This window comes from Arsenicitalea aurantiaca (assembly GCF_003994485.1).
In the GTDB taxonomy this organism is placed as follows: Bacteria; Pseudomonadota; Alphaproteobacteria; order Rhizobiales; family Devosiaceae; genus Arsenicitalea; species Arsenicitalea aurantiaca.
This window is the reverse complement of record NZ_RZNJ01000004.1, coordinates 231,720-243,875: the sequence shown is the minus strand read 5'-3', so window position 1 is coordinate 243,875 and position 12,156 is coordinate 231,720. Positions and strand designations below refer to the sequence as shown.

11 protein-coding genes are annotated in these 12,156 nt (G+C 66.7%); all 11 read left to right on the top strand.

All coding sequences use genetic code 11. The features are described from left to right. The first annotated feature begins 20 nt into the window (after window positions 1–20). The 11 genes from EMQ25_RS12430 (at window position 21) to EMQ25_RS12380 (ending at window position 12,147) form a co-directional block, all read left to right on the top strand. The gene (locus tag EMQ25_RS12430) at window positions 21–1,271 is read left to right on the top strand and encodes a Zn-dependent hydrolase (protein ID WP_127188904.1); all 1,251 of its coding nucleotides are present in this window, start codon (window positions 21–23) and stop codon (window positions 1,269–1,271) included. Window positions 1,272–1,386: 115 nt separating this feature from the next. Then, complete coding sequence (locus tag EMQ25_RS12425; protein ID WP_127188903.1) at window positions 1,387–1,827, top strand: endonuclease domain-containing protein; 441 nt, start codon at window positions 1,387–1,389, stop codon at window positions 1,825–1,827. Next, entirely contained in the window at window positions 1,824–3,275 is a 1,452-nt protein-coding gene (gene hydA, locus EMQ25_RS12420) for a dihydropyrimidinase (protein WP_127188902.1), read from the top strand. The genes EMQ25_RS12425 and hydA overlap by 4 nt, the downstream gene beginning before the upstream one ends. A gap of 26 nt (window positions 3,276–3,301) precedes the next feature. Continuing rightward, a complete protein-coding gene (locus EMQ25_RS12415) occupies window positions 3,302–4,120 on the top strand; it encodes an ABC transporter ATP-binding protein (protein WP_127188901.1) in 819 nt (272 codons plus the stop codon). A gap of 3 nt (window positions 4,121–4,123) precedes the next feature. Further along, on the top strand, window positions 4,124–5,038 hold the full coding sequence (locus tag EMQ25_RS12410) for an ABC transporter permease (protein ID WP_127188900.1): 915 nt from the start codon (window positions 4,124–4,126) through the stop codon (window positions 5,036–5,038). Continuing rightward, window positions 5,035–6,159 carry an ABC transporter permease gene (locus EMQ25_RS12405; RefSeq protein ID WP_204570026.1) on the top strand — a complete coding sequence of 375 codons (1,125 nt, stop codon included), beginning with the start codon at window positions 5,035–5,037 and terminating at the stop codon, window positions 6,157–6,159. The genes EMQ25_RS12410 and EMQ25_RS12405 overlap by 4 nt, the downstream gene beginning before the upstream one ends. Before the next feature lie 31 nt (window positions 6,160–6,190). Further along, on the top strand, window positions 6,191–7,183 hold the full coding sequence (locus tag EMQ25_RS12400; RefSeq protein WP_127188899.1) for an ABC transporter substrate-binding protein: 993 nt from the start codon (window positions 6,191–6,193) through the stop codon (window positions 7,181–7,183). 242 nt (window positions 7,184–7,425) lie between these two features. Next, window positions 7,426–8,502 carry a hypothetical protein gene (locus EMQ25_RS12395; protein WP_127188898.1) on the top strand — a complete coding sequence of 359 codons (1,077 nt, stop codon included), beginning with the start codon at window positions 7,426–7,428 and terminating at the stop codon, window positions 8,500–8,502. Between the two features lie 241 nt (window positions 8,503–8,743). Then, entirely contained in the window at window positions 8,744–9,829 is a 1,086-nt protein-coding gene (locus tag EMQ25_RS12390; RefSeq protein ID WP_127188897.1) for a DUF2793 domain-containing protein, read from the top strand. Between the two features lie 129 nt (window positions 9,830–9,958). Beyond that, window positions 9,959–10,867: a glycine betaine ABC transporter substrate-binding protein OsmF gene (gene osmF / locus EMQ25_RS12385; RefSeq protein ID WP_127188896.1), complete on the top strand. Its 909-nt coding sequence runs from the start codon at window positions 9,959–9,961 to the stop codon at window positions 10,865–10,867. A 77-nt stretch (window positions 10,868–10,944) separates the two neighbouring features. Then, the gene (locus EMQ25_RS12380; protein ID WP_127188895.1) at window positions 10,945–12,147 is read left to right on the top strand and encodes an ABC transporter permease; all 1,203 of its coding nucleotides are present in this window, start codon (window positions 10,945–10,947) and stop codon (window positions 12,145–12,147) included. Window positions 12,148–12,156: the final 9 nt, after the last annotated feature.

Genomic DNA, 12,156 nt, shown 5'->3' with positions numbered 1-12,156 from the left:
CCATATGCGATAGGCGTCTCATGTCTGCTCCCGGAGAAAACCTCAGGATCAATCCCGATCGGCTCTGGGAGAGCCTCATGGACATGGCCCGCATCGGGCCGGGGGTGGCGGGCGGCAACAATCGCCAGACCCTGACCGACGAGGATGCCGAGGGGCGCCGGCTCTTCCAGTCCTGGTGCGAGGCCGCCGGGCTCGAAATGGGCCTCGACGAGATGGGCACCATGTTTGCCCGGCGCGAGGGCGAAGAGCCCGATCTCGACCCGGTCTATATCGGCAGCCATCTTGATACCCAGCCCACGGGCGGCAAGTTCGATGGCGTGCTCGGGGTGCTGGGCGGGCTCGAGGTCGTCCGCACCCTCAATGATCTGGGCATCCGCACGCGCCGCCCGATCGTCCTTTCGAACTGGACCAATGAGGAGGGCACCCGTTTCGCTCCCGCCATGCTCGCCTCGGGCGTCTTTGCGGGCGTTCATACGCGCGATTTCGCCTATGACCGGCGCGACGCGCAGGGCCGGCGCTTCGGGGATGAACTCGAACGGATCGGCTGGAAGGGCGCCGAGCCCGTGGGCGAGCGCAGGATCCACGCCTTTTTCGAGCTTCATATCGAGCAGGGCCCGATCCTCGAGGACGAAGGCGTCGAGATCGGCGTCGTCACCCACGGCCAGGGCCTCAAATGGCTCGAGGTCACCTTTACCGGGCGGGAATCCCATACCGGCTCGACCCCCATGTACAAGAGGCGCAATGCCGGGCTCGGCATGGCCCGGCTCACCGAGCTCGTCCATGAGGTCGCGATGGACTACCAGCCCGATGCTGTGGGCGCGATCGGGCATGTCGAGGTCTATCCCAATTCGCGCAACATCATTCCCGGCCGGGTGGTCTGCACCGTCGACATCCGCTCCCCCGACAAGGCCGTGCTCGAGGAGATGGAGACCCGCGTCCGCCTCGGCGCCGAAACCATCGCCGAAGCCCTTGCCATCGAATGCGCCATCGCTTCGGTCGGCCAGTTCGATCCGGTCACCTTCGATCCGGGATGCGTCGACACCGTGCGTCGCGCCGCCCTGCGCCTCGGCTACAGCCATCGCGACATCGTCTCGGGGGCCGGGCACGATGCCTGCTGGATCAGCCGCGTCGCCCCCACCGCCATGATCATGTGCCCCTGCGTCGACGGGCTCAGCCACAACGAGGCCGAGGACATCACCCCCCAATGGGCCGCCGCCGGCACCGACGTGCTGTTTCACGCGGTAGTGGAAACGGCGGAGATCGTCGGGTGAGCGGAGATCGGGCAGGATCGGCTGCGCTTGCGGTGAAGCATATTTGCCGGCGGCCTGCGCCACCTCTCCCTGGGGGGAGAGGTCGCCGCGCAGCGGCGGGTGAGGGGGCCTTCTGATGCCGAGCCTCTCACGCTTCACCCGCCGCGCCCGGGCATTGCGGCTCAACAGCACCGATGCGGAAGCAAAACTCTGGTCGCGCCTGCGCAATAGGCAGCTCTGCGGACTCAAATTCGTCAGGCAGCACCCCGTCGGCCGCTACGTCGCTGATTTTGCGTGCCGCGAGCGGGATCTGATCGTCGAACTGGATGGCGGCCAGCACGCCGACAGCGCTTCGGATGAGGTCCGGACCGCAGCCCTTGCCGAACATGGCTATCGGGGCGTCCGGTTCTGGAACAACGACGTTCTCGAAAACATCGACGGCGTGCTCGAGGCCCTGGCCGAGGCCGCCGAGGCCCCCTCACCCGGCCTTCGCTTCGCAAATCCCTACCTCTCCCCCGAAGGGAGAGGTGACCGAGCCCCACTCCAGCCGTCAGCACATCACCGGAGGATCGCGTGAGCACCATCATCAAGAACGGCACCGTCGTCACCGCCGATCTCACCTACCCCGCCGATGTGCGGATCGAAGATGGGGTGATCACCGAGATCGGCCCCGATCTGTCGGGCGACAAGACGCTCGACGCCACCGGCTGCTACGTCATGCCCGGCGGCATCGACCCGCATACCCATCTCGAAATGCCCTTCATGGGCACCTACTCGAGCGATGATTTCGAGAGCGGCACGCGCGCCGCACTCTCGGGCGGCACCACCATGGTGGTCGATTTCTGCCTGCCATCGCCCGGCCAGGGCCTGATGGATGCGCTCACCATGTGGGACAACAAGACCGGCAAGGCCGGCTGCGATTATTCCTTCCACATGGCCATCACCTGGTGGGGCGAGGAGGTGTGGCGCCAGATGGCCGATACGGTCGATCGCGGCATCACCAGCTTCAAGCATTTCATGGCCTATAAGGGCGCGCTGATGGTGGATGACGACGAGATGTTCTCGTCCTTCCAGCGCTGCGCCGAGCTCGGCGCGCTGCCGCTCGTGCATGCCGAAAATGGCGACGTCGTCGCGCAGATGACCCAGAAGCTGCTCGATGCGGGCAATTCGGGGCCCGAGGCCCATGCCTATTCGCGCCCGCCCGAGGTGGAGGGCGAAGCCACCAACCGCGCCATCATGATCGCCGACATGGCCGGCGTGCCGCTCTATGTGGTGCATGTCTCTTGCGAGCAGAGCCATGAGGCGATCCGCCGGGCGCGCCAGAAGGGGATGCGTGTCTTCGGCGAGCCCCTGATCCAGCATCTGACGCTCGACGAGAGCGAATACCAGAACCCCGACTGGGACTATGCGGCGCGCCGCGTGATGAGCCCGCCCTTCCGCAACAAGGCCCATCAGGATTCGCTCTGGGCCGGCCTCGCCTCGGGCTCGCTCCAGGTCGTCGCCACCGATCACTGCGCCTTCACCACCGCCCAGAAGCGCACCGGCATCGGCAATTTCGCCAGGATCCCCAATGGCACGGGCGGGCTCGAGGATCGCATGCCGGTCCTCTGGACGCGCGGGGTCGCGACCGGGCGGCTCACCCCCAACGAGTTCGTCGCCGTCACCTCAACCAACATCGCCAAGATTCTCGGGCTCTACCCGAAAAAGGGCGCCGTGCTGGTGGGCGCCGATGCCGATCTCGTCGTCTGGGATCCAGCCCGCCGCAAGACCATTTCGGCCGCAACCCAGCAATCGGCGATCGACTACAATGTCTTCGAAGGCATTTCGGTCGAGGGCCTGCCGCGCTTCGTGTTGACGCGCGGCCATGTCGCCGTCTCCGAGGATGCGCTCGATGTCCGGCAGGGCCATGGCCGCTTCGTCCCGCGCGAGGCGAAGAACCCGGTCAACCGGGCGTTCAGCCAGTGGAAGGCGATCACCGCCCCGCGACAGGTCGAGCGCACCGGCATTCCGGCGAGCGGGGTCTGAGCGTCGTGGGTGGAGAGGTCACGAGTATGAAGTCCCCGGCCGAGGCGCCGGGCTCCAGCGCCGCCCCGGTCATCGCCGCGCAGGGGCTGGGGCTCACCTTCGGCACGGGCGATGGCGATGTCGTGGCGCTCTCCAATGTCGATCTCACCGTCAAAAAGGGCGAGTTCGTCTCCTTCATCGGTCCATCGGGCTGCGGCAAGACCACGCTCCTGCGGGTCATCGCCGATCTCGAACGGCCCACCGCCGGCACCATCAGCGTCAATGGCCAGACCCCCGAAGGCGCGCGGCGCAACCGGGCCTATGGCTATGTCTTCCAGGCGCCGGCGCTCTACCCCTGGCGCACCATCGAAAAGAACGTCGCCCTGCCTCTCGAGATCATGGGCTATCCGCGCGCCGAGCGTGCCGGGCGCATCGCGCGCGCCCTCGCGCTCGTCAATCTGACCGGGTTTGAAAAAAAGCACCCCTGGCAGCTCTCGGGCGGCATGCAGCAGCGCGCCTCGATCGCGAGGGCGCTCGCCTTCGATGCCGATATCCTCCTCATGGACGAGCCCTTCGGCGCCCTCGACGAGATCGTGCGCGATCATCTCAATGCCGAGCTCCTGCGGCTCTGGGCGAGCACGGGCAAGACCATCTGCTTTGTCACCCATTCGATCCCCGAGGCGGTCTATCTCTCGACCACCATCGTGGTGATGAGCCCCCGTCCTGGCCGGGTGACCGACATCATCCGCTCGACCCTGCCGGCCGAACGCCCCCTCGATATCCGCGAAAGCCCCGAATTTCTCGAGATCGCCGCCCGTGTCCGCGACGGCCTGCGCGCCGGCCACTCCTATGAGGAGGCGCTCTAGCCCATGGGTCAGGCGCTTACCCGTTCGACGCCCTTTGCCATCGGCGTGGTGCTCGCCGTCCTCGTGCTCGTCTGGTATGCCGCCGCCATTCCCATGAACGCGCCCTGGCAGCAGGGCGTCTATGGACGGGCGGGCGCGGTCGATGTGCCGTTCACCCAGTTCGTCGGCGATGTCTGGAACCAGGACAAGCCCATCCTCCCGACGCCTCATCAGGTCGTTCGCGAGATCTGGAACACGACCGCGCTCGTGCCCCCGCACATGCCACGCTCGCTTCTTTTCCACGCCTGGATCACGCTTTCGGCGACGCTGGCCGGTTTCGGCATCGGCACGGTGCTCGGCATCGGGCTTGCCGTGCTCATCGTCCACAACCGGGCGACGAACCGCTCGCTCATGCCCTGGATCATCGCGAGCCAGACCATCCCGATCCTCGCGCTCGCGCCGCTTATCGTCGTCATCGGGTTCAACATCTTCACCGGCCAGCTCGGCCTGCCGCCCGACCCGGCGCGCTTCCTCTCCAAGGCGATCATCTCGGCCTATCTCAGCTTCTTTCCGGTCGCGGTGGGCATGGTGAAGGGGCTGCGCGCGCCCGAGCAGATCCAGCTCGATCTGCTCGCCACCTATTCGGCAAGCCCCGCCCAGACCTTCTGGCGATTGCGCTGGCCGAGCGCGCTCCCCTATCTGTTCGCCTCCATGAAGGTCGGGGTCGCGGCAAGCCTCGTTGGCGCGGTGGTGGGCGAATTGCCGACCGGCGCCGTGGCCGGGCTCGGCGCGCGGCTCCTTGCCGGCTCCTATTACGGCCAGACCATCCAGATCTGGTCGGCGCTCTTCGTCGCCTCCATCCTCGCGGCTCTCCTCGTGCTCGCCGTCACGCTCACCGAGCGCCTCGTCAACCGGCGGCTGGGGGCGCGCCCGGCATGAGCATCACCCTTGCGTCCCAAAAACCGCTCGCGCCCAGCGCCCTGCAATCGGTGCTCGGGCTTCTCGTCGGGCTTTCGGGTGTTCTTGCCCTCGCGCTCTTCCTCGGCATGGGTGCGCCGGGCGGGCTCGCGCCGCTCGCAATCTTTAGTGCGCTCGCAGCCCTCTCGCTCCTGCGGTTCGCCCACCCCCTGCCGCTTCTCGCCGATGGCGCGCTGGCGATTTTCGGGCTCGCGGTGATCCTCTTCACGCTCGGGCCGGCCATGCCTGCGCCATTCTGGGCCGGGCTCGTCGCCGTCTGGCTTGCCACCTGGCTTCTGGTCGATCGGCTGAGCCTCGAAATCGCCCTGCGGCGGCTTCCCGAACAGCCCTTTGCGCTCATCATCCCGCTCCTCTTCGGGGTGGTGCTGCTCGTCGGCTGGGAGGCGATCACGCGCGGGGCCGGGGTGCCCTCGGTCATCCTGCCCGCCCCCTCGGCCATCTGGGCACGCATCCTCACCAGCACCGGCACGCTCTGGGCCGATCTGCAGCAGACCTTCAAGGCGGTGCTCGCAGGTTATGCCATCGGGTGCGGGCTCGGCTTCGTTCTTGCCATCGCCATCGATCGCAGCGGCTTCCTCAAGCGCGGCCTCCTGCCGCTCGGAAGCTTCGTTTCGGCGCTGCCCATCATCGGCATCGCCCCCATAATGGTCATGTGGTTCGGCTTTGACTGGCCTTCCAAAGCCGCGGTCGTCGCGGTCATGACCTTCTTTCCCATGCTGGTGAACAGCGTGGCCGGGCTCGGAGCCGCCGGCGCGATGGAGCGCGACCTGCTCTCGAGCTACGCCGCCGATTACTGGCAGACCCTCATGAAGCTGCGCCTTCCCGCCGCGGGGCCCTTCATCTTCAACGCCCTCAAGATCAATTCGACCCTGGCCTTGATCGGCGCAATCGTGGCGGAATTCTTCGGCTCCCCTGTAGTGGGCATGGGGTTCCGGATCTCGTCCGAAGTCGGCCGGATGAATGTCGACATGGTCTGGGCCGAGATCGCGATGGCGGCGCTCGCGGGCTCGGCCTTTTACGGGGTGATCGCGCTCATCGAGCGCGCGGTCACCTTCTGGCATCCGTCTGTGCGTGGTGCATAGGCATGCCGAAACCAAAAGGGGATGTGTCAGCATGAAAACGAAGCTTCTCGGCGCCCTTGTGGGCGCCACGGTTCTGATGGGCGCCTCGGGGGCGTTCGCCCAGGACGCGCTTACCCTCCAGCTCAAATGGGTCACGCAGGGCCAGTTCGCCGGCTACTACGTCGCCAAGGACCTAGGCTATTACGAGGAGGAGAACCTCGACGTCACCATCCTGCCCGGCGGCCCCGATATCGCGCCCGAACAGGTGATCGCCGGCGGCGGCGCAGACGTCATCACCACCTGGATGGCGGCGGGGCTTGCCGCACGCGAGCGCGGCGTGCCGCTCGTCAACATCGCCCAGCCCTTCAAGCAGACCGCGCTGCAGCTGGTCTGCGGGCCGGATTCGGGCATCACCTCGACCGAGGATTTCCCCGGCAAGACGCTCGGGGTCTGGTTCTTCGGCAATGAATATCCGTTCTATGCGTGGATGGCCAAGCTCGGGCTCTCAACCGAAGGGGGCGAGGAGGGCGTCGAGGTCATCCGGCAGGCCTTCTCGGCCGATCCGCTGCTGCAGGGCCAGGCCGACTGCATCTCGACCATGCGCTACAACGAGTTCAAGCAGATCCTCGATGCAGGCATCCCCGAGGAAGACCTCGTCATCTTCGATTATGTCGCCGAAGGCGTCGGCATGCTCGAGGACGGGCTCTATGTGCTCGAGGACCGGCTCGAGGATCCCGCATTCGTCGACCAGATGACGCGCTTCGTGCGCGCCTCCATGCGGGGCTGGGCCTATGCGGCCGAAAATCCCGAGGAAGCCGCCGAGATCATCCTCAACAACGACCAGACCGGCGCGATGACGCTGGACGCACAGATCTATCAGGTCGAGGAGGCCGCGGCCCTGACCCAGGGCTCGAACGGCGCGCTCGACGAGGCCGACTACCGCCAGACCGTCGACACGCTGCTCTCGGCTGTTTCGCCCGACAATCCGGCGATCACTGCCGAGCCCGAAGGCGCCTGGACGAGCATCGTCACCGACGGGCTCTGATCGGTCGCAAGCGAGATCAAGGAAGGGCGGGGGCAACCCCGCCTTTTTTCTGCACAATTTTTGGGCCTGCGCCGCAACCAAAGGTCACGACCCTGTGTTGTGAGTCATCCAATGCGTCAACACGAGGGCATAATCATGAACGGCATCATCTACATCGTCGGTCTTATCGTGATCATCATGGCGATCCTTTCCTTCATCGGCCTGCGCTGAGCCGAATTTTTAAAGGGGCAAGGAGCGCACACATGACCATTCCATCACCAGCCGCATCGGTCGAGGTCATCGAGACCACGAACGGCACCGACAATTCCTCTTACGTCGATTGGCCGGCGATTTTCGGGGGCATCGTCCTCGCTTCGGCCATCTCGATCGTCCTTCTGACCTTCGGGTCGGCGATCGGGCTTTCCTTCACCTCCTTCAATGCCCGCGAAGGCGTCGATCCGCTCTGGGTCGGCATTGCCGCGGCGACCTGGCTGCTCTGGGTCCTGCTGTCGAGCTTCATGGCCGGCGGCTATCTCACGGGGCGTCTGCGTCGCCGGCATTTCGATGCCCGCCCGCATGAAGTCGCGGTGCGCGATGGTGCGCATGGTCTTCTGGTCTGGGGCGGCTCGCTCGTCCTTGGTGCCGTTCTCGCCGTCAGCGGCGTCGGCGCTCTGGCCAACACCGTCGGCTCAATCGCATCGACCGCAACCCTCGCCTCGGCGACTGCTGCCGGCGATGTTGCCGAAGCTGCCGACGGGTTCGACCCCACTGCCTACTTCACCGACGTGCTCTTCCGCCCGGCTCCTGCCGGCACCGAAGAGGCTCCGGTTGCCGAAACCCCGGCTCCGGCAACGCCTGCCGCCCCGGCAACGCCCGTGGCTCCGGCTGATGACGCCGATGCGGACGCCCCGGCGGCACCTGTCACCACCCCGGCGCCTGCTGCCACCACTCCGGCGCCTGTCGCTCCGGTCGCAACGACCACCACTGTCGATACCACCGCGCTTCGCGACGAAGCCGGCCGTATCCTCGCCCGCAGTGCGGTTGAAGGCGAATTCTCCGAAACCGACCGCGTCTATCTTGCTCAGGTGATCGCCACCAATACCGGCCTCACCCAGGAAGAAGCCGAGGCCCGTGTCGACGAGGTCGTCGCCAATATCGATGCCGCTGCGGCTCAGGCCGTCGAGGCCGCCGAGACCGCTCGCCGCACCAGCGTCGTTGCAGCCTTCCTGACCGCCGCGGCCCTGCTCGCCGCTGCCATCGGGGCCTACTGGGCCGCGTCCATGGGTGGCCGTCACCGCGATGAAGGCACCGAGTTCGCCGACGTCTTCCGGCGCTACTGAGAACAAGAGGAGAAACATACCATGTTCAAGGCACTTGGCCTCTGGCTCCTGGGTGTTCCGATCTGGCTGATCATCATCATCGTGCTTTTCATCAGCTGAGGTTCAAGCCCACGACGTTGCTGAAAGACGATGATGAACGAAGGGCGGGGTTTTCCCCGCCCTTCGCTTATTTCCGGGCACTTGTCCCCGGGTTGCGCGCCCGTCCTTAGGATCGGTCACAACGCAATTCCGGGAGATATCGATGGACCAGACCCCGAGGCTCGGCCTCCCCAATATCGCGGCGCAGCAGGGCCTGCGCCAGGTGACCTTCAACGAGGCGATGGCCGTGCTCGAGCGCATCGTCCAGCCCGCCGTCCTCTCGCGCACCCCAACCGTTCCGCCCACCGCGCCTCTCGAGGGCGACGCCCATCTCGTGCCCCCAGCAGCCGCCGGCGCATGGGCCGGGGCGGAGGGGGCGATCGCCCAGTTCCGCGATGGCGCCTGGCATTTCTCCCACCCCCGGCCGGGCTGGCTCGTCTTCGTGCGCGATGAAGAGGCGCTTCTCGTCTTCACCGAAACCGGCTGGCAGGTCTTTTTTTCGACCGGGCCCGCTGGACTTCCGAGCCTCGGCATCAACACGGCGCCCGATGCCACGAACCGGCTCGCCCTGCGCGGTCCTGCGAGCCTTTTTGCCCATGATGGCACCGACCATCGGCTCATGATCGACAAGGCCGGGCCGGCCGATACGGCGAGCCTCGTCTTCCAGTCGGGCGCCTCAGGACGGGCCGAGATCGGTCTATCGGGAAGCGATGATCTCAGCGTCAAGCTTTCCGCCGATGGCAGCGCCTGGTCCGAAGCCCTTCGGCTCTCGGACGAGGGGGTGATGCTCGGGGCGGGCCGGCTCGGCTTTCCAGCCACGCCCGCGCCCAGCGCCGATCCCAACGTGCTCGACGCTTATGCCGAGGGCAGCTTCACCCCCTCGGTCAGTTTCGGCAACGCCTCGGTCGGGGTCGTGCATGGCAGCCAGAATGCCGGCCGCTACACCCGCATCGGGCGGCTCTGCTTCGTCTCGGGCACGCTCCATCTCTCGCAGCGGGGCACCTCGACCGGAGCCGCGCGCCTTACCGGACTGCCCTTTGCGGCAGCGCCCGGCACCATATGGACGACGATGAGCGTCGGCTATTCGACGAGCTTCGCGGTCGTCGGTGCGCTTCAGGGCATCATCGGTCCCAACGCCACCGAAATCGTCCTCTACCAGACCAATGGCGGCGCCTCGAGCGCGGTCCAGCACAGCAATTTCACCAACACGACGCTCATCTACTTTTCCCTCACTTACGAACTGCCCTGAATTTTTTGTGGCCGCGCGGGAACCGATAGCCGTCGCGCCGCGTTCCGCTTCTCAGACAAAGTTCCGCGCCCTCGCCCCTCCTCCGGCAGGGACGCGGCTTTGTCCTTTTCTTTCAATGGGAGTTGTCGCATGCGCCTTGGAACACAGTTGATGGGCGCGGCAGCCGCGCTTGCCCTTACGATCGCCAGCGCGCAGGCGCAGGTCGTCGTCTCCTCCAAGATCGATACCGAAGGCGGGGTCCTGGGCAACATCATCCTCAAGGTGCTCGAAGCCAACGACATCCCCGTCACCGACCGCATCCAGCTCGGCGGCACCCCGATCGTGCGCGAGGCGATCATCGCGGGCGAAATCGACATCTATCCCGAATATACCGGCAACGCGGCCTTCTTCTTCGAGCTCGCCGACGAGCCCGTCTGGAATGATGCGCAGGCCGGCTACCAGCGCGCCACCGAACTCGATGGTGAGGCCAACGACATCGTCTGGCTCTCGCCCGCGCCCGCCAACAACACCTGGGCCATCGCCGTGCGCAGCGATGTGGCCGAGGCCAACGGGCTCGTGTCGATGAGCGATTTCGGCCGCTATGTCGAAGAGGGGGGCGAGGTGGTCCTCGCCGCGTCCTCGGAATTCGTCAACTCGCCTGCCGCCCTGCCGAAATTCCAGGAGGTCTACGGCTTCACCCTCGCGCCCGAGCAGCTGATCACGCTTTCGGGCGGCGATACGGCCGCCACCATCGCCGCGGCCGCCCAGCAGACTTCTGGCGCCAATGCCGCCATGGTCTATGGCACCGACGGCGCGATCTCGGCCTCGGGCCTCGTCGTGCTCGAGGATGATGAGGGCGTGCAGCCGGTCTACCTGCCGTCCCCGATCGTCCGCCGCGAGGTCCTGGACGAATATCCGCAGATCGCCGATCTCCTCGCCCCGGTCTTTGCGGCGCTCGACCTCGAAACCCTCCAGACCCTCAATGGGCGCGTCCAGGTCAATGGCGAGCCTGCCGATGCGGTCGCCGAGGATTTCCTCACCACGGGCGGCTTCCTCTAGGCCCCGATCGATCCCCGCGCGGGGGCGAAGTCGCCCTCGCGCCCGGCCCTCCCGGCCCGCAGCGAGCAGGATGAGTGATGCAGGCCAGCGCCGTGCCCCTTGCCCGCCCGCGCCAGGGACAGTTTCGTTTTCGCCTCGATCTTCTAGGCGTCGTCATCGCGGCGCTCGGGTTCGCCGGCCTCTTCCTCCCCTTCGCCGCCTTTCGCGCCAACCGCATCGTGCCGGGGGAGGGGGCCCAACTCTTTATCGCGCTCGGGCCGGTCTGGGGCGTCGTTCTCTTGTCCGCGTCCCTCCTCGTGCTTGCTGTTGCACTCCTCCGCACCCCGGCGCGCCTGCGGCTCGCGGCGAGCCTTTCTGCTCTCCTCCTTCTCCTCGTACTCATCGGCGAGGCCGGCCGCCATCTGACGCCCGAGGGCGATGCGCTCGCCCGGGTGTCGCCCGGTTCGGGCTTCTGGGTGCTGCTCGCCGCCTTTGCGCTGCTCGCCGCCGATGCGCTGAGCCGGCTTGCGCTCTCGCCCCTCATGCGCATCGGGCTCGTCCTCGGCCTTGCTGCGGTCCTTGCCGCCATCCTCCTGAGCGGCGCCTGGGACGCGCTCTCGGTCCTCCGCGAATACGAAAACCGCGCCTCCGCCTTCTGGCGCGAGGCGGAAACCCATGTCCTCCTCGCTTTCGGTTCGCTCGCCGCCGCAACCCTTGTGGGGGTGCCGCTCGGCATGCTCTGCCACAAGGTGCGGCCCCTGCGCGCGGCCACCCTCAACGTCCTCAACATGGTCCAGACCATCCCCTCGATCGCGCTTTTCGGCCTCCTCATCGCGCCTCTGGCGTGGGTTGCGGCCAATGTGCCCGGCGCCTCGGCGCTCGGGGTTTCGGGCATCGGCACGGCGCCGGCGCTCGTCGCGCTCTTTGCCTATTCGCTGCTGCCGGTCGTCGCCAACACCGTGGTCGGGCTCGGCGCGGTGCCGCGTGCGGCCAATGATGCGGCGCGCGGCATGGGCATGACCAATTGGCAGCGGCTCGCCGGGGTCCAGATGCCGCTCGCCTTCCCCGTCATCCTCACCGGCATCCGCATCGTACTCGTGCAGAATATCGGGCTTGCCACCATCGCCGCGCTGATCGGGGGCGGGGGCTTCGGCGTCTTCGTCTTCCAGGGCATCGGGCAGACTGCGATGGATCTCGTCCTGCTCGGGGCCGTCCCCACCGTCATCCTCGCCATGGGCGCCGGCATCGTGCTCGATGCGCTTGTCGAGCTCGCCTCGCCCCAGAAAAGAGGCCGCTCATGAGCCAGCCGA

Coding starts and splice junctions, on each gene's coding strand:
- EMQ25_RS12425 (WP_127188903.1), top strand. CDS start 1,387: ATGCCGAGCCTCTCACGCTTCACCCGCCGCGCCCGGGCATTGCGGCTC.
- EMQ25_RS12410 (WP_127188900.1), top strand. CDS start 4,124: ATGGGTCAGGCGCTTACCCGTTCGACGCCCTTTGCCATCGGCGTGGTG.
- EMQ25_RS12400 (WP_127188899.1), top strand. CDS start 6,191: ATGAAAACGAAGCTTCTCGGCGCCCTTGTGGGCGCCACGGTTCTGATG.
- osmF (WP_127188896.1), top strand. CDS start 9,959: ATGCGCCTTGGAACACAGTTGATGGGCGCGGCAGCCGCGCTTGCCCTT.
- EMQ25_RS12415 (WP_127188901.1), top strand. CDS start 3,302: ATGAAGTCCCCGGCCGAGGCGCCGGGCTCCAGCGCCGCCCCGGTCATC.
- EMQ25_RS12430 (WP_127188904.1), top strand. CDS start 21: ATGTCTGCTCCCGGAGAAAACCTCAGGATCAATCCCGATCGGCTCTGG.
- EMQ25_RS12380 (WP_127188895.1), top strand. CDS start 10,945: ATGCAGGCCAGCGCCGTGCCCCTTGCCCGCCCGCGCCAGGGACAGTTT.
- EMQ25_RS12405 (WP_204570026.1), top strand. CDS start 5,035: ATGAGCATCACCCTTGCGTCCCAAAAACCGCTCGCGCCCAGCGCCCTG.
- EMQ25_RS12390 (WP_127188897.1), top strand. CDS start 8,744: ATGGACCAGACCCCGAGGCTCGGCCTCCCCAATATCGCGGCGCAGCAG.
- EMQ25_RS12395 (WP_127188898.1), top strand. CDS start 7,426: ATGACCATTCCATCACCAGCCGCATCGGTCGAGGTCATCGAGACCACG.